The sequence below is a fragment of the Micromonospora sp. WMMD735 genome (genome assembly GCF_049178995.1).
GTDB classification, from domain to species: Bacteria; Actinomycetota; Actinomycetes; order Mycobacteriales; family Micromonosporaceae; genus Micromonospora; species Micromonospora wenchangensis.
Genome location: NZ_JBMHMJ010000002.1, coordinates 7,120,447 through 7,139,750 on the forward strand (window position 1 = coordinate 7,120,447; position 19,304 = coordinate 7,139,750).

The window sequence follows — 19,304 nt, forward strand, 5'->3', positions numbered from 1 at the left end:
AGTGGCGGGAGACGTAGATGGAGAACGAGGAGAAGCTTCTCGGGTACCTGAAGCGGGCCACCACCGATCTGCGTGAGGCCCGTCGGCAGTTGCGTCAGGCCGAACGCCGCGAGTACGACCCGATCGCGATCGTCGGTATGAGCTGCCGCTTCCCGGGTGGTGTGGACGGTCCGGCCGCCCTGTGGCAGCTGCTGGCCGACGGGACGGACGCGGTCTCCGACTTTCCCGACGACCGCGGCTGGAACGTCGAGGACATCTACGACCCCGACGATTCCAAGACCGGCAAGACGTACGCGAGGACCGGCGGTTTCCTTTCCGACGCCGCGCTATTCGACCCCGAATTCTTCGGCATTTCCCCACGCGAGGCGATCGCCATGGACCCGCAGCAGCGGCTGCTGCTGGAGGCGTCCTGGGAGGCGTTCGAATCGGCCGGCATCGACCCGACCTCGGTCCGCGGCAGCCGCACCGGGGTGTTCGCCGGGCTGATGTACCACGACTACTCCAGCCGGTTGCCGCAGGTGCCCGCCGAGCTTGAGGGCTTCATCGGCAACGGCAACACCGGCAGCATCCTCTCCGGCCGGGTCGCCTACGTGCTGGGTCTGGAGGGCCCGGCCCTCACCGTCGACACCGCCTGCTCGTCCTCGCTGGTCGCGCTGCACCTGGCCATCCAGTCGCTGCGCCGCGAGGAGTGCACCCTGGCGCTTGCCGGTGGGGTGACCGTGATGGCCACCCCGGAGACGTTCGTCGACTTCAGCCGCCAGCGGGGGCTGGCCGCCGACGGCCGGTGCAAGCCGTTCGCCGCCGCCGCCGACGGCACCGGCTGGGCCGAGGGTGTCGGGATGCTGCTGGTCGAGCGGCTCTCCGACGCCCAGCGGCACGGGCACCGGGTGCTGGCCGTCGTCCGGGGTACCGCGGTCAACCAGGACGGCGCGAGTAGCGGCCTCACCGCCCCCAACGGTCCCTCGCAGCGGCGGGTCATCGCCGACGCCCTCGCCAACGCCCGGCTCACCGCCGACCAGGTCGACGCCGTCGAGGCGCACGGCACCGGCACCCGGCTCGGTGACCCGATCGAGGCGCAGGCACTGCTCGCCACGTACGGACGGGACCGGGAACAGCCGCTCTGGCTCGGCTCGGTGAAGTCGAACCTGGGTCACACCCAGGCCGCCGCCGGCGTCGCCGGGGTGATCAAGATGGTGTTGGCGATGCGGCACGGCGTGCTGCCCCGCACCCTGCACGTCGACCAGCCCACCCCGCACGTCGACTGGACGGCGGGCGACGTCCGGCTGCTCACCGACGCCGTCGACTGGCCGGCCACCGGGCGGCCCCGGCGGGCTGCCGTGTCGTCGTTCGGGCTCAGCGGCACCAACGCCCACGTGGTGCTGGAACAGGCCCCGACGGCCGAGGCCGCCGACCCGGACGACACCGCCGCACCGACGCCGGCCGCCGAGCCGCCGGTGCTGCTCTGGCCGCTGTCCGGCCGGTCGGCGGCGGCCCTGGCCGGGCAGGCCGCCCGGCTGCGCGGTTTCCTCACCGACGAGCGTCCGGTGGACGTCGGGTTCTCGCTGGGTGCGGGTCGGGCCGGGTTGGAGTTCCGGGGGGTGGCGGTGGGCCGTGGGGCCGGCGAGCTGTCCGCCGGTCTCGACGCCCTGGCCGCCGGCACCGGTGTGTCGGGTCGGGTGACCGGTGGTCGTACGGCGGTGTTGTTCACCGGTCAGGGTGCGCAGCGGGTCGGGATGGGTCGTGAGCTGGCCGAAGCGTTCCCGGTGTTCGCGCAGGCGTTCGACGAGGTGTGTGCGGCGTTCGGGCCGTTGCTCGATGGTGATCTGCGGGAGGTGATGTTCACCGATCCGGATGGGGTGTTGGATCGGACGGGGTGGACGCAGCCGGCGTTGTTCGCGGTCGAGGTGGCCCTGTTCCGCCTGGCCGAATCCTGGGGATTGAAGCCGGACTTCGTGGCGGGTCATTCGATCGGTGAGCTGGCCGCCGCACACGTCGCGGGTGTCTGGTCATTGGAGGACGCCTGCCGGGTCGTGGCGGCGCGGGGTGGTCTGATGCAGGCCCTTCCGGCGGGTGGGGCGATGTTGGCGATCGCCGCGCCGCTGGATGAGTTGGACCTGGGCGACATCGACGTGGCGGCGGTGAATGGTCCCCGTGCGGTGGTGGTGTCGGGGACCGAGGAGCAGATCGCGTCGCTGGAAGCCTCGCTTGAGGTGAAGACGCGTCGGTTGCGGGTGTCGCACGCGTTCCATTCGCACCTGATGGACCCGATGCTCGCCGAGTATGGGCAGGTGGTCGGCGGGGTGACCGCGAACCCGGCGGGCATTGCGCTGGTGTCGACCGCGACCGGCGATCTCGCCACCGATGCCGAGTTGGGCAGCGTCGGGTACTGGCAGGGTCAGGTGCGGGGGACCGTGCGGTTCGCTGACGCGGTAACTGCTCTTGCCGCATGCGGAGTCACCCGGTTCGTGGAGATCGGGCCGGACAGTGTGCTGACCGCGATGGTCGCCGACTGCGTCGAGGACGCCACCGCCATCGCGCTGCAGCGCCGCAAGCGCGGGCAGGACGAGAGCGCGCCCGACGACGGCCAGGTGCAGGCGTACGCGGTCGGCATGGCCCAGGCGTGGGCCAGCGGGACCGCCCTGGACTGGGCGGTGGTGAACCCGGGCGGCCGGCAGGTCGACCTGCCCACTTACGCCTTCCAGCACCAGCGGTACTGGCTCGACGTGCCGCCCGGCAGCGGCGACACCACCGGACTCGGCCAGCTCCCCGCCGACCACCCGATGCTCGGCGCGGTCGTCGACCTGCCCGACACCGGCGGCGTGGTCCTCACCGGCCGGCTCTCCCGCAGCACCCAGCCGTGGCTCGCCGACCACGCCGTGTTCGACACCGTCCTCGTCCCCGGCACCGGGCTGGTCGAACTCGCCCTGCGCGCCGGTGACCAGGTCGGCTGCCCGGTCCTCGACGAGCTGACCATCAACGCGCCGCTGGTGCTGCCCACCGACGGGGGCCTGGCCCTGCGGGTCACCGTCGACGCCGCCGACGACAGCGGCGCGCGTACCCTCGGGATCTGGACCCGGGCCGACGACGCGGCCGACGACACCGACTGGACCCGGCACGCCGAAGGGGTCCTGGTCCGACAGGCCGGGGCCGACCCGGCCGCCGCCGACCTCACCGAATGGCCGCCCGCCGGCGCCGAACCCGTCGACCTCGACGGCCTCTACGACCGGCTGTGCGACCACGGCTACGGCTACGGGCCGGTCTTCCAGGGGCTGCGCGCGGTGTGGCGGCGCGGCGACGGCGACGCCGCCGAGGTGTGGGCCGAGGCGGCGCTGCCCGAGGTGGCCGCCGCCGACGCGACCCGGTTCCTGCTGCACCCGGCGCTGCTCGACGCCGCCCTGCACGCCAACCTGGTCGACGAGGGCGCGGGCGACACCCCGCTGCCGTTCTCCTGGCGCGGCGTCACCCTGCACGCCGCGCACGCCGCCACCCTGCGCATCCGGATCTCCCCGGCCACCGGCGACAAGCTGGCCGTCACCGTCGCCGACGGACACGGCAACCCGGTCGCCACGATCGACCAGGTGGTGGCCCGGCCGGTCGCCGCCGACGCGCTCGGCGCCGCCGGCAACCGGCACCGCCACCTGTACGAGGTGAGCTGGCAGCCCGTCCCCACCCCGGCCGCCGCCACCGGCACCTGGACCGCGCTCGACGTCGACGCGGAACTGCCCGAACCCGCACCCGGCACCGTCGTGGTCACCCTCGACCCGCCCGGCACCCCGCCGGCCGCCGTGCACGGGGCCACCGAACGCCTGCTGGGGCTGCTGCGCCGCTGGCTCACCCATCCGGCGTACGTCCACAGCACGCTCGCCCTGCTCACCCGGGACGCCGTCGGTGCCGGCGACACGCCGGTCGACCCCGCCGCGGCGGCCCTGTGGGGGCTGGTCCGGGCGGCCGAGGCCGAACACCCGGGCCGGTTCGTCCTGGTCGACACCGACGACGGCGGCACCGACCACCTGGCGGCGGCGCTGGCCACCGGCGAACCCGAGGTGGCCGTCCGCGACGGCGGGCTGCTGGTGCCCCGACTGACCCGGGTGGGCGGCGACGCGCCCGCCGACGGTGGCTGGGCCACCGACCGCACCGTCCTGATCACCGGTGGGCTCGGCGGGCTGGGTAGCCTCGTCGCCCGGCACCTGGTCACCCGGCACGGCGTACGTCGGTTGCTGCTGACCGGGCGCAGCGGCGCGGCCACGCCCGGCGCGGCGGACCTGGTCGCGGACCTCACCGCCGCCGGTGCGGACGTGACGGTCGCGGCCTGCGACGTCGCCGACCGGGACGCGGTCGCCGCCCTGCTCGCCGAACACCCGGTCGGCGCGGTGGTGCACGCCGCCGGCACCGCCGAGAACGCGCTGGTCGACGCCCTCACCCCCGAGCAACTGCATCGGGTGCTACGGCCCAAGGTGGACGCCGCCTGGCACCTGCACGACCTCACCCGCGACCACGAGCTGACCGCCTTCGTGCTGTTCTCCTCGTCGGCGGGCTGGGTGGCCGGGGCCGGGCAGGGCAACTACGCCGCCGCGAACCTCTTCCTCGACGCCCTCGCCCAACGCCGCCGCGCCGACGGCCTGCCCGCCACCTCGCTGGCCTACGGCCTGTGGGCCACCGGCACCGGCATGGGCGGTCACCTCGACGACGCCGACCTGCACCGGATGCGCCGGCTCGGGATGCCCGCGATGAGCACCGACGAGGGGCTGGCGTTGTTCGACGCGGCCGTCGCCGCCGGGCGGCCCACCACCGTACCGGTGCGGCTCGACCTGGACGCGTTGCGGCGACGCACCGACGCGCTGCCCGCCGTGCTGCGCGGCCTGGTCCGTACCCCCGCCCGGCCGACCGCCGCCGGTGCGGGCGCGGCGGCCGACGGCCCGCCGCTGGCCCAGCGCCTCGCCGGCCTCTCCGACGCCGACCGGGACACCCTGCTGCTCGACCTGGTCCGCACGCACGCCGCCGCCGTGCTGGGCTTCCCCGGCCCGGCGTCGGTGGAACCCGGCCGTGCGTTCAAGGACCTCGGCTTCGACTCCCTCGCCGCCGTCGAGTTCCGCAACGTGCTCAGCACCGTCACCGGGCTGCGGCTGCCCGCGACGCTGGTCTTCGACCACCCCGAACCCACCGCCCTGGCCCGCGCCCTCAAGGCCGACCTGGTGGTGCCCGACGCCGACCCGGCCGGTGCGGTGCTCGCCGACCTCGACCGGCTGGAGAAGGCCCTGACCGAGGTGCCCGGTGCGGAACACGCCCGGCTGACCGCCCGGCTCGAGGCGGTGCTGCGCGGCTGGCAGGACCGCACCGGCCGCCCCGACGACGACACCCCGCACGACTACGAGTCCGCCACCGACGAGGAACTGTTCGACGTGCTGGAGAACGAGCTCGGCCTCTCCTGACGGCAGCCTCCGACGAACCTTCCGGCGCGGGAAAGATTGGTGTGAACGATGGCGAACGACGACAAGCTCCGGACCTTCCTCAAGCGCGCCACCGCCGAATTGCAACAGGCCAACCGGCGGCTGCGTGAGGTGGAGGGCCGGGACCAGGAGCCGATCGCGATCGTCGGCATGGGCTGCCGCTACCCCGGCGGGGTCCGGTCGCCGGAGGACCTGTGGCGGCTCGTCGCCGACGGCACCGACGCCATCTCCGGCTTCCCCACCGACCGGGGCTGGGACGTCGACGGCGTCTACGACCCGGAACCCGGCAAGCCCGGCAAGAGCTACACCCGGCACGGTGGTTTCCTCTACGACGCCGCCGACTTCGACCCGGGGTTCTTCGGGATGAGCCCCCGCGAGGCGGTGGAGACGGACCCGCAGCAGCGGCTGCTGCTGGAGGCGTCCTGGGAGGCGTTCGAGCACGGCGGCATCGACCCGGTCGCCCTCAAGGGCACCGCCACCGGCGTGTTCGTCGGCGTGATGCACCACGACTACGTCGACAGCACCACCTCCGGCAGCCTCGTCTCCGGCCGGGTCGCCTACAACCTGGGCCTGGAGGGGCCGGCGATCACCGTCGACACCGCCTGCTCGTCGTCGTCGGTGGCGATGCACCTGGCCTGCCAGTCGCTGCGCAAGGAGGAGTGCGGGCTCGCCCTGGCCGGCGGGGTCGCCGTGATGGCCACCCCGCAGCTCTTCGTCGAGTTCAGCAAGCAGCGTGCGCTGTCCCCGGACGGCCGGTGCCGGTCCTTCGGCGACGGTGCGGACGGCGCGGCCTGGTCCGAGGGCGTCGGGGTGCTGGTGCTGGAGCGGCTCTCCGACGCGCAGCGCAACGGGCACCGCGTCTACGGGCTGATCCGGGGTTCGGCCGTCAACCAGGACGGTGCGTCGAACGGGCTGACCGCGCCGAACGGGCCGGCCCAGCAGCGGGTGATCCGGGCGGCGCTGGCCAACGCCCGGCTCTCCGTCGCCGACGTGGACGTGGTCGAGGCGCACGGCACCGGCACCACCCTCGGTGACCCGATCGAGGCGCAGGCCGTGCTCGCCACCTACGGCCGGGACCGGGGGACGCCGCTCTTCCTCGGTTCGATCAAGTCCAACATCGGGCACGCCCAGGCCGCCGCCGGGGTCGCAGGTGTGATCAAGATGGTGATGGCGATGCGGCACGGCACCCTGCCGCGCACGCTGCACGCCGAGACGCCGTCGCGGCAGGTCGACTGGGACGCCGGGGACGTGCGGCTGCTCACCGAACCGGTCGACTGGCCGGAGCTGGACCGGCCCCGCCGGGCGGGCGTGTCGTCGTTCGGCATCAGCGGCACCAACGTGCACCTCATCGTCGAGCAGGCCCCGCCCGTGGAGGCCGGCACGCCGGGGCCGACCCCGCCGGTCGTCCTCTGGCCGGTGTCGGGACGGTCCCCCGAGGGGATGGCCCGCCAGGCCGCCCGGATCGCCGGGTTCGCCGCCGACACCGACGAGCGTCCGGTGGACGTCGGGTTCTCGCTGGGTGCGGGTCGGGCCGGGTTGGAGTTCCGGGGGGTGGCGGTGGGCCGTGGGGCCGGCGAGCTGTCCGCCGGTCTCGACGCCCTGTCCGCCGGCACCGGTGTGTCGGGTCGGATCACCACCGGTCGTACGGCGGTGTTGTTCAACGGTCAGGGTGCGCAGCGGGTCGGGATGGGCCGTGAGCTGGCCGAAGCGTTCCCGGTGTTCGCGCAGGCTCTCGACGAGGTGTGTGCCGCGTTCGGTCCGTTGTTGGACGGTGATCTGCGGGAGGTGATGTTCACCGATCCGGACGGGGTGTTGGATCGGACGGGGTGGACGCAGCCGGCGTTGTTCGCGGTCGAGGTGGCCCTGTTCCGCCTGGCCGAATCCTGGGGATTGAAGCCGGACTTCGTCGCCGGGCACTCGATCGGTGAGCTGGCCGCCGCCCACGTCGCGGGTGTCTGGTCTCTCGACGACGCCTGTCGGGTGGTGGCGGCTCGTGGTGGTCTGATGCAGGCCCTTCCGGCGGGTGGCGCGATGCTGGCGATCGCCGCGCCGCTTGCCGAGTTGGACCTGGGTGACGTCGACGTTGCGGCGGTGAACGGTCCCCGTGCGGTGGTGGTGTCGGGCACGGAGGAGCAGATCGCGGCGCTGGAAGCGTCGCTTGAGGTGAAGACGCGTCGGTTGCGGGTGTCGCACGCGTTCCATTCGCACCTGATGGACCCGATGCTGGCCGAGTACGGGCAGGTGGTCGGCGGGGTGACCGCGAACCCTGCGGGCATTGCGCTGGTGTCGACCGCGACCGGTGACCTGGCCAGCGACGACGAACTCGGTTCGGTCGGTTACTGGCAGGGTCAGGTGCGGGGCACGGTCCGGTTCGCCGACGCGGTGGCTGCTCTGGCGGCGCGTGGGGTGACCCGGTTCGTCGAGATCGGGCCGGACAGTGTGCTGACCGCGATGGTCGCCGACAGCGTCGACGACACGGTGGCGATTCCGTTGCAGCGCCGCGACCGGGAGCAGGTGGCCGCGTACGCCACCGGGATGGCGCAGGCGTGGACCACCGGCGTCGACCTCGACTGGACGGCCGTGCACCCCGGGGCACGGCAGGTGGAGCTGCCCGGCTACGCCTTCGCCCGCCAGCGGTACTGGCTGGCCGCCCCCACCGCCGCACCGGCCACCGTCACCGACGACTGGCGCTACCGGGTCGTGTGGCGGGCCGCCGATCTGCCCACTGGCGCGGAACTCACCGGCGACTGGTGGCTCGTCACCCCGGACACCCTCACCGACGACCCCCGGGTCACCGCCGTGGCCGACGCGCTCGCCACCCGGGGGGCCACCGTCACCCGGCTCACCGGCACCGACCCGCTCGCCGGCCGGGGCACCCCCACCGGTGTCCTCTCCCTGCTCGGCCTCGACGACACCCCGGACCCGTACGACGCCGGGCTGTCCGCCGGGGTCACCGGCACCGTACGACTGGTGCGGGCCCTCGCCGCCGCCGACGTCACCGGCCGGCTCTGGTGCCTCACCACGGGCGGCGTCGCCGTCGACCGGTACGAGGACCTGCCGCACGCCGCCCAGGCCGGCCTGTGGGGGCTCGGCACGGTGCTCTCCCTCGACTACCCCGGCTGGTGGGGTGGCCTGGTCGACCTGCCCGCCGACTGGACGCCCGACACCCTCGACCGGCTCGTCGACGTGCTCGCCGACGGCGGCGAGGACCAGGTGGCCCTGCGTACCGCCGGGGCGCTGGCCCGGCGGATGGTGCGCTGGCCCGTCGCCGGCAGCCCCGAGCGGCGCTACACCCCCACCGGCACCGTGCTCGTCACCGGCGGCACCGGCGGCATCGGCGCACACCTCACCGAATGGCTCCTCGACCGGGGTGCCGAGCGGGTGGTGCTGGCCAGCCGGCGCGGACCGGCCGCCCCCGGGGCCGCCGACCTGGCTGCCCGCCTGCCCGGCGTTCAGGTCGTCGCCTGCGACGTGGCCGACCGGGACGCGGTCGCCGCGCTGCTCGACGGGATCGGCGACGACCTGACCGCCGTCTTCCACGCCGCCGGGGTGCTCTACGACCCGGCCCCGCTCGGCGACACCAGCCTCGACGACTTCGCCGCCGTGTGCCGGGCCAAGGTGCTCGGCGCGACCCACCTCGACGCGCTGCTCGGCGACCGGTCGCTCGACGCGTTCGTGCTGTTCGCCTCCGGCGCGGCCGTCTGGGGCAGCGCCGGGCAGGCCGCCTACGGCACCGGCAACGCCTGGCTCGATGCGCTGGCCCACCAGCGCCGTCGCCGGGGCCTGACCGCCACCTCGGTGGCCTGGGGCACCTGGGGCGGCGGCGGCATGGTCGACGAGCAGGCCACCGAGCAGCTCCTGCGGCAGGGCACCCCGCCGATGGAACCGCGTCTGGCCCTCGGCGCGTTGCAGCAGGTCCTCGACCACGACGAGAGCCACCTCGTGGTCACCGACATCGACTGGGCCCGGTTCACCCCGATCTACACCCTGGCCCGGCCCCGGCCGCTGCTCGCCGCGCTCCCCGAGGCCCAGCAGACCCCAGCCGCCGCCCCGGCCGCGCCCACCGACACCTCCGTACTGGCCGGGTTGCCCGACGCCGAGCGGCTGCCGTACCTGCTGGACACCGTCCGCGCCCAGGTCGCCACCGTCCTCGGGTACGACGCGGCCACCACCGTGGACGTCCAGCGGCCGTTCCGGGAACTCGGGTTCGACTCGCTGACCGCCGTGGAGCTGCGCAACGCCCTCGGCGCGGCCGTCGGGCTGCGCCTGCCGGCCACCATGGTCTACGACCACCCGACCCCGGCCGTGCTGGCCCGTCACCTGTACGACGAACTCGTCGGCACCGCCGCCCCGACCCCCGTCGCGTCCGGCGTCGGCGGCTCCGACCCCGACGAGCCGATCGCCATCATCGGGATGAGCTGCCGCTACCCCGGCGGCGTCCGGTCCCCGGAGGACCTGTGGCGGCTCGTCGACAGCGGCACCGACGCGATCAGCGCGTTCCCCGTCGACCGGGGCTGGAACTCCGACGCCCTCTTCGACGCCGACCCGGACCAGCCGGGCACCAGCTACGTCCGCTCCGGCGGCTTCGTCTACGAGGCGGGCGCGTTCGACGCCGAGTTCTTCGGCATCTCGCCCCGTGAGGCGATCGCCATGGACCCGCAGCAGCGGCTGATGCTGGAGGTCACCTGGGAGGCGTGCGAGCGGGCCGGGATGGACCCGGAGGCGCTGCGCGGCAGCCCCGTCGGGGTGTTCGTCGGCTCCGGTGCCCAGGACTACGGCGACCTGCTCGGCCTTGCCCCCGCCGAGTCGGAGGCGTACCTGAGCACCGGCAGCTCCGCGTCGGTGATCTCCGGCCGGGTGTCGTACGCGTTCGGGTTCGAGGGGCCGTCGATGACCGTCGACACGGCGTGTTCCTCGTCTCTTGTCGCACTGCACCTCGCCAGCCAGGCGCTGCGGGCCGGGGAGTGCACCACCGCCATCGCCGGTGGGGTGCTGGTGATGTCGAACCCGACCCCGTTCGTGGCGTTCAGCCGGCAGCGGGGGCTCGCCCCGGACGGCCGGTGCAAGTCGTTCTCCGACGACGCCGACGGCACCGGCTGGTCCGAGGGCGTCGGGGTGCTGGTGCTGGAGCGGCTCTCCGACGCGCAGCGCAACGGGCACCGCGTCTACGGGCTGATCCGGGGTTCGGCCGTCAACCAGGACGGTGCGTCGAACGGGCTGACCGCGCCGAACGGGCCGGCCCAGCAGCGGGTGATCCGGGCGGCGCTGGCCAACGCCCGGATCACCCCCGACGCGGTCGACGCGGTCGAGGCACACGGCACCGGCACCACCCTCGGTGACCCGATCGAGGCCCAGGCGCTGCTCGCGACGTACGGCCGGGACCGGGACCGCCCCCTGTGGCTCGGCTCGATCAAGTCCAACATGGGTCACGCCCAGGCCGCCGCCGGCATGGCCGGTGTGATCAAGATGGTGATGGCGATGCGGCACGGCACCCTGCCGCGCACGCTGCACGCCGAGACGCCGTCGCGGCAGGTCGACTGGGACGCCGGGGACGTGCGGCTGCTCACCGAACCGGTCGACTGGCCGGCCGGGGACCGCCCGCGCCGGGCGGGGGTGTCGTCGTTCGGCATCAGCGGCACCAACGCCCACGTCATCGTCGAGGAGTACCCGCAGCCCGTCGTGGCCCCCGAGCCGACGCTGGCACCGGCCGTGGTGCTCTGGCCGCTGGCCAGCCGTTCCACGACCGGCCTCACCGCCCAGGCCGGCCGCCTGCGGGACTTCCTCACCGAGGAGCGGCCGGTCGACGTGGGGCATTCGCTGGCCGTCGGTCGGGCGGCCCTGGACCATCGGGCGGTCGCCGTCGGCGGTACGGCCGCTGACCTGGCCGTCTCCCTGGAGGCGTTGACCTCGGGTGGCGGTGTGTCGGGTCGGACCGTCGCCGGTCGTACGGCGGTGTTGTTCACCGGTCAGGGTGCGCAGCGGGTCGGGATGGGCCGTGAGCTGGCGGAAGCGTTCCCGGTGTTCGCGCAGGCCCTTGATGAGGTGTGTGCGGCGTTCGGTCCGTTGTTGGATGGTGATCTGCGGGAGGTGATGTTCACCGATCCGGACGGGGTGTTGGATCGGACGGGGTGGACGCAGCCGGCGTTGTTCGCGGTCGAGGTGGCCCTGTTCCGTCTCGCGGAGTCGTGGGGGCTGAAGCCCGATTTCGTTGCGGGTCACTCGATCGGTGAGCTGGCCGCCGCACACGTCGCCGGAGTCTGGTCCCTGGAGGACGCCTGTCGGGTCGTCGCGGCCCGGGGTGGTCTGATGCAGGCCCTTCCGGCGGGCGGCGCGATGTTGGCCATTGCCGCGCCGCTGGATGAGTTGGACCTGGGCGACGTCGACGTCGCGGCCGTGAACGGTCCCCGGGCGGTGGTCGTGTCCGGCACCGAGGAGCAGATCGCGGCGCTGGAGGCGTCGCTTGAGGTGAAGACCCGTCGGCTGCGGGTGTCGCACGCGTTCCACTCGCACCTGATGGACCCGATGCTGGCCGGCTACGGGCTGGTCCTCGACGGCGTCACCACCAACCCGGCGGGCATTCCGCTGGTGTCGACCGCCACCGGTGACCTGGCCGGTGACGATCAACTCGGTTCGGTCGAATACTGGCAGGGTCAGGTGCGGGGCACGGTGCGGTTCGCCGACGCGGTCGCCGCCCTCGCCGCCCGGGGTGTGACCCGGTTCGTGGAGATCGGGCCGGACAGTGTGCTGACCGCGATGGTCGCCGACTGCGTCGACGACGCGGTGACCATCCCGTTGCAGCGCCGCGACCGGGAACAGGTGGCCGCGTACGCCACCGGGATGGCGCAGGCGTGGACCACCGGCGTCGACCTCGACTGGACGGCGGTCAACCCCGGCGGGCGGCAGGTGGAACTGCCCACCTACGCCTTCCAGCACCAGCGGTACTGGATCGAGCCCGAGACCACCACCGGCACCGGCACCGACGAGGCCGACGGCGGGTTCTGGGACGCCGTCGACCGGGGCGACACCGACGTGCTCGCCGACGGTCTCGGCGTCGCCCCGGGCGTCGTCACCGAGGTGCTGCCCGGCCTCGCCGCCTGGCGGGCCCGGCAACGGGACGCGGCCACCGTGGACGACTGGCGGTACCGGGTGGTGTGGCGTTCCACCGAACTGCCCGACGGTGGTGAACTCACCGGCACCTGGTGGCTCGTCGTACCGGCCGCGTCGACGGGCGACGCCCGGGTGTCCGCCCTCGCCGCCGGACTCGCCGCCCGGGGCGCCGACGTCGTCACCGTCACCGGCACCGAGCTGCCCGCCGGGGACACCCCCGCCGGGGTGGTGTCCCTGCTCGCCCTCGACGACACCCCGGACGTCACCGACGCCGGCCTGTCCGTCGGCGTCACCGACACCGTCGCGCTGATCCAGGCCCTCACCGCCACCGAATTCGCCGGCCGGGTGTGGTGCCTCACCTCGGGTGGTGTCGCCGTCGACCGGTTCGAGGAGCTGCCGCACCCCGCGCAGGGCGCGTTGTGGGGGCTCGGCACCGTGCTGTCCCTGGAGTACCCGCACTCCTGGGGTGGCCTGGCCGACCTGCCGACCGACTGGACCGACGAGCACGTCGCGCGGCTCGTCGACGTCCTCGCCGCCGGTGCGGAGGACCAGGTGGCCGTCCGTACCGCCGGGGTGCTGGCCCGACGGTTGGTCCGCTGGCCGGCCGCCGGCAACCCCGAGCGGCGCTACACGCCCACCGGCACGGTGCTCGTCACCGGCGGCACCGGTGGCATCGGCGGGCACCTGACCGAATGGCTTGTCGGTCAGGGTGCCCGGCGGGTGGTGCTGGCGAGCCGGCGGGGCGCGGCGGCCCCGGGTGCGGCGGAGCTGACGGCCCGGCATCCGGGTGTCGAGGTGGTGGCGTGTGACGTGGCGGACCGGGAGTCGGTGGCCGCGCTGCTGGCCGACCTCGGTGACGAGCTGACCGCCGTGTTCCACGCCGCCGGGGTGCTGCACCAGGAGAAGTCGCTCCCGGAGACCAGCGTGGCCGAGTTCGCCGAGGTGTGCCGGGCGAAGGTGCTCGGCGCGGTGCACCTGGACGCGTTGCTGGCCGACCGGCCGTTGGACGCGTTCGTGGTGTTCTCCTCCGGTGCGGCGGTGTGGGGCAGTGCCGGTCAGGCCGGGTACGCGACGGCGAACGCGTACCTGGACGCGTTGGCGCACCGTCGGCGCAGTCGGGGTGCGGTCGCCACCTCGGTCGCCTGGGGCAGCTGGGCCGGCGGCGGAATGGCCGACGGGGAGGCCACCGCACACCTGCGCCGGCAGGGCACCCCGCCGATGGAACCCCGGCTCGCCGTCCGGGCGCTGCGGGAGGCCCTCGACCACGACGAGAGCCACCTCGTCGTCGCCGACATCGACTGGACCCGGTTCACCCCCATCTACACCCTGGCCCGGCCCCGGCCGCTGCTGGCCGCGCTGCCCGACGCCCAACCCGAGGCCGAACCGGCCACCCCGGTCACCGTGACCGCCGACCTCGCCGGTCGGCTCGCCGCGATGCCGTCACCGGACCGCCTGGACACCGTCCTGGTGCTGGTCCGTGACCAGGTCGCCGCCGTCCTCGGGTACGCCTCCGGCGCGGACGTCGACCCGGAGCGGGCGTTCAAGGAGGCCGGCTTCGACTCGCTGACCGCCGTCGAGCTGCGTAACCGGCTCACCACCGAGACCGCGCTGCGGCTGCCCGCCACGCTGGTCTTCGACTACCCGACCCCGACCGAGCTGGCCCAGCAACTGCTCACCGAGCTGGTGCCCGCCGACGCCGGGGGCGTCACCCTGCTCGACGACCTCGACCGGCTCCAGGCGGCGCTGTCCACCCTGGATGCCGATGCGGTCGCCGCACTCGACGAGAGCACCCGGGCCGGGGTGGGGGAGCGGCTGCGCACCATGCTCGCCGCGTGGACCGCCGGTCAACGCCCGGCCGAGGTCGCCAGCGTCACCGAGGATCTCGACACCGCCTCCGACGACGACCTCTTCGACTTCATCGACAGCAAGTTCGGCACCTCATGATCCGTCCGCTCCGTCGGCGCCGTCCGGGAATGGGTTCCTGATGTCCAACGAACAGAAGCTTCGTGACTACCTGCGGCGGGTCACGGCCGACCTGCACGAGACCAGCGAGCGGCTCCGCGACATCGAGGAGCGCGCCGCCGAACCGATCGCCATCGTCGGCATGGGCTGCCGCTACCCCGGCGGCGTCGACTCGCCCGAGGCCCTGTGGGACCTCGTCGCGGCCGGCACCGACGCGATCTCCGGCATGCCCACCGACCGGGGCTGGGACCTCGACCGGCTCTACGACCCGGACCCGGACCACCCCGGCACCAGCTACACCCGCGACGGCGGCTTCCTCTACGACGCCGCCGCCTTCGACCCGACCTTCTTCGGCATCTCGCCCCGCGAGGCCGCCGAGATGGACCCGCAGCAGCGGCTGTTCCTGGAGACGTCCTGGGAGGCGTTGGAGCGGGCCGGCATCGACCCGCTGTCGCTCAAGGGCAGCCCCACCGCCGTGTTCACCGGCGTCGTCTACCACGACTACCCGAACAGCTGGGGCGCCGGCAGCATCGTCTCCGGCCGGCTGTCGTACACCCTCGGGTTGGAGGGGCCGGCGGTCACCGTCGACACCGGCTGCTCGTCGTCGCTGGTCGCCCTGCACTGGGCCTGCCAGTCGCTGCGCTCCGGGGAGTCGTCGCTCGCCGTCGCCGGTGGGGTCACCGTGATCGGCACCCCCGACGCGTTCGTCGAGTTCTCCCGGCAGCGGGCGCTGTCCTTCGACGGCCGGTGCAAGTCGTTCGCCGCCGCCGCCGACGGCACCGGCTGGGCCGAGGGCGCCGGGTCGCTGGTGCTGGAACGGCTCTCCGACGCCCGCCGCAACGGGCACCCGGTGCTCGCCGTCATCCGGGGCTCCGCGATCAACCAGGACGGCGCGTCCAACGGCCTCACCGCCCCCAACGGCCCCTCCCAGCGTCGGGTCATCCGGGCCGCGCTGGCCAACGCCCGGCTCGCCGGTCAGGAGATCGACGCGGTCGAGGCGCACGGCACCGGCACCCGGCTCGGCGACCCGATCGAGGCGCAGGCGCTGTTCGCCACGTACGGCCGGGACCGGCCCGCCGACCGGCCGCTGTGGCTCGGCTCGCTCAAGTCCAACATCGGCCACTCGCAGGCCGCCGCCGGTGTCGGTGGCGTGATCAAGATGGTGCAGGCGATGCGGCACGGGGTGCTGCCCCGCACCCTGCACGTCGACGAGCCCAGCGGCGAGATCGACTGGTCGCCCGGCACGGTCAAGCTGCTCACCGAGCCGGTGGAGTGGCCGCAGACCGGCCACGCCCGCCGCTGTGCGGTCTCCTCGTTCGGCATCAGCGGCACCAACGCCCACGTCGTGCTCGAAGAAGCGGCCCCGGCCGAGGAGGACGAGCAGCCGGCCACCCCGGCGGTGCTGCCGTGGGTGCTCTCCGGGCACACCGACCGGGCGCTGCGGGCCCAGGCACGGCGGCTGCTGTCGCACCTGGACGCCGTACCGGCCGACCCGGCCGCCGTGGGGCGGACGCTGGCCGGTCGGGCCCGGCTCGACCACCGGGCCGTGGTGCTCGGTGGCGACCTTCCGGACCTGCGGACGGCGCTCGGCGCGGTCGCCGACGGGCTGCCCGCCCCCACCGCGGTCACCGGTACCGCCGACGCCGCCGGTCGGGTCGTCTTCGTCTTCCCCGGCCAGGGCGCCCAGTGGGTCGGCATGGCCGCCGCGCTGCTGGACTCCTCGCCGGTCTTCGCCGAGCAGATGGGCCGCTGCGCCGCCGAGTTGCGCGCGTACGTCGACTGGGACCTGCTGGACGTGGTCCGGGGGGTTCCCGGCGCACCCTCCCTGGAGTGGGTGGACGTCGTCCAGCCCGCCCTGTGGGCGATGATGGTCTCCCTCGCCGCCACCTGGCGCAGCTACGGCGTCGAACCCGACGCGGTCGTCGGCCACTCGCAGGGTGAGATCGCCGCCGCCTGCGTGGCCGGCGGACTCTCCCTGGCCGACGGGGCGCGGGTGGTGACCCTGCGCAGCCGGGCCATCGGCGAGAAGCTGGCCGGCCGGGGCGGCATGGTCTCGGTCGGGCTGCCCGCCGACCGGGCGCAGGAGCGGATCGCCCGGTGGGCGGGCGACATCTCCCTCGCCGTGGTCAACGGCGCGGGTTCGGTGGTGGTCTCCGGCACCCCTGAGGCGCTGCGGGAACTCGTCGCCGCCCTCACCGAGGAGGGGGTGCGGGTCAAGCAGGTCGCCGTCGACTACGCCTCGCACTCCGCGCAGGTGGAGCTGCTGGAACACCGGCTGCTGGAAGACCTGGCCCCGATCAACCCGCGTACCGGGACGATCCGGATGCTCTCCACGGTCACCGGCGACTGGGTGGACACCGCCACCCTCGACGCCCGCTACTGGTACGACAACCTCCGCAACACGGTCCGGTTCGACCCGGCGATCCGCTCTCTCGCCGGGCAGGGCTGGACCGGGTTCGTGGAGGTCAGCCCGCACCCGGTGCTCGGCATGGGGATGCAGGAGACGCTGGAGTCGGCGGACCGCCCGACGGTGGTCACCGGCACCCTGCGCCGCGACGACGGCGGCCTCGACCGGCTGCTCACCTCCCTGGCCGAGCTGCACGTGCGGGGCGTCGACGTGGACTGGGCCGCCGCCCTGCCCGGCACCCGCCGGGTGGACCTGCCCACCTACGCCTTCCAGCACGAGCGTTACTGGATCGCGCCGACCGTCGCGGCCCCGACCGGGGGCGGCACCGACGCCGGGTTCTGGGACGCCGTGGAACGCGCCGACGTCGACCTGCTCGCCGACGGCCTCGGCGTCGACACCGCACTGGTCGGGGAGGTGCTGCCCGGCCTGACGTCGTGGCGGTCCCGGCAGCGCGACGTCGCCACCGTGGACGGCTGGCGGTACCGGGTGGTGTGGCGGCCGACCGAGGTGCCCACCGGCGGGCAGCTCAGCGGCGTGTGGTGGGTGGTCGCCCCGGCGGCGCTGGCCGGCGACGAGCGGCTGCGTACGCTCGCCGACGGCCTGACCGCCCGGGGCGCCGAGGTGGTCACCGTCACCGGCACCGACCACGGCGGCCGGGAGGCCCCCGCCGGGGTGCTCTCCCTGCTCGCCCTGGACGACGGCCCCGACCCGCTGGGTGTCGGCCTGTCCGCCGGGATCACCGCCACCGTGTCGCTGGTGCACGCGCTGGCCGCGTCCGACTTCACCGGCCGGCTCTGGTGCGTCACCGCCGGTGGGGTCGGGGTGGACCGGTTCGAGCCGGTCGCCGACCCGGCCCAGGGTGCCCTGTGGGGCCTGGGCACGGTGCTCTCCCTCGACTATCCCGGCTGGTGGGGCGGCCTGGTCGACCTGCCCGCCGAGTGGACGCCGCAGACCGTCGACCGGCTGGCCGACGTGCTGACCGGCGGCGGCGAGGACCAGGTGGCGCTGCGGGCGGCCGGCACGCTGGCCCGCCGGATGGTCCGCCGTCCGGTGACCGGGGCACCCGAACGGCGCTGGCGACCCGCCGGCACCGTCCTGGTCACCGGCGGCACCGGCGGGGTCGGCGGGCACGTCACCGAATGGCTGGTCGGCAACGGCGCGCAGCGCGTGGTGCTGGCGAGCCGGCGTGGTCCGGACGCCCCGGGCGCGGCCGAGCTGGTGGCCCGGCACCCGGAGGTCGAGGTCGTCGCCGTCGACGTGGCCGACCGGGACGCGGTAGCCGCGCTGCTGGCCGACCTCGGTGACGAGCTGACCGCCGTGTTCCACGCCGCCGGGGTGCTGCACCCCGAGGTGCCGTTGGGGCAGACCGCCCTCGACGACTTCGCCGACGTGTGCCGGGCGAAGGTGCTCGGCGCGGTGCACCTCGACGAGTTGACCGCCGACCGGCCGTTGGACGCGTTCGTGGTGTTCTCCTCCGGCGCGGCGGTGTGGGGCAGCGCCGGTCAGGCCGGGTACGCGACGGCGAACGCGTACCTGGACGCGTTGGCGCACCGCCGGCGCAACCGGGGTGCGGTCGCCACATCGGTCGCCTGGGGTAGCTGGGGCGGCGGCGGTGGCATGGCCGGCGGCGAGGTCGGGGCGCACCTCGACCGGCTCGGCGTCGGCGTGATGGACCCGCGGCTCGCCGTCGACGCGCTCGGACAGGCCCTCGACCACGACGAGAGTCACCTCGTCGTCGCCGACATCGACTGGGCCCGGTTCGGCCCCATCTACACCCTGGCCCGGCCCCGGCCGCTGCTGGCCGAACTGCCCGACGCCGCACCGGAGGCCGCCGAGGCCACCGAGGCGGGGTCGTCGTCGGCGCTCGCCGACCGGCTCGGCACGCTGTCCGAGGTCGAGCAGCGCGCCCTACTGCTGGAGACCGTCCGCACCAACGTGGCCGCCGTCCTCGGCTACGGCGACGCCGACCTGGTCGAGCCGCAGCGCGCGTTCAAGGAACTCGGCATGGACTCGGTGACGGCCGTCGAGCTGCGTAACCGGCTCAGCGCCGCCACCGGTGTACGGCTCTCCGCGACCCTGGTGTTCGACCACCCCAACCCGACCGCCCTGGCCGACCAGCTCCGGGCCGAACTCGGCTACACCGGCGACACCGCCGGCGGCCTGCTCGCCGAGCTGGACCGGTTGGAGGTGACCGTGGCCGGCCTGACGCCGGAGGAGATCGAACGCAACCGGGTCACCGCCCGGCTCCAGTCGCTGCTGGCGAAGCTCAACGAGACGCTCAGCACCACCACCGGCGCCACCCTCGTCGACCGGCTCGAAACGGCCTCCGCCGACGACGTGTTCGACCTGATCGACAAGGAACTCGGCATGACCTGAGCCGC

Annotated in this window: 3 protein-coding genes; all 3 read left to right on the forward strand. The window is 74.4% G+C overall.

Annotation, left to right across the window (positions count from 1 at the left end):
* The first annotated feature begins 47 nt into the window (after positions 1 to 47).
* From ACN268_RS31085 to ACN268_RS31095, 3 genes are read left to right on the forward strand one after another with little or no spacing between them, the layout of a single operon-like run.
* Positions 48 to 5,429 (forward strand): SDR family NAD(P)-dependent oxidoreductase, encoded by a 5,382-nt coding sequence (locus tag ACN268_RS31085; protein ID WP_421487041.1) that lies wholly within the window; start codon positions 48 to 50, stop codon positions 5,427 to 5,429.
* Between the two features lie 48 nt (positions 5,430 to 5,477).
* Positions 5,478 to 14,498 (forward strand): type I polyketide synthase, encoded by a 9,021-nt coding sequence (locus tag ACN268_RS31090; RefSeq protein WP_421486583.1) that lies wholly within the window; start codon positions 5,478 to 5,480, stop codon positions 14,496 to 14,498.
* 37 nt (positions 14,499 to 14,535) lie between these two features.
* Complete coding sequence (locus ACN268_RS31095) at positions 14,536 to 19,299, forward strand: type I polyketide synthase (protein ID WP_421487042.1); 4,764 nt, start codon at positions 14,536 to 14,538, stop codon at positions 19,297 to 19,299.
* Positions 19,300 to 19,304: the final 5 nt, after the last annotated feature.

Coding starts and splice junctions, on each gene's coding strand:
- ACN268_RS31090 (WP_421486583.1), top strand. CDS start 5,478: ATGGCGAACGACGACAAGCTCCGGACCTTCCTCAAGCGCGCCACCGCC.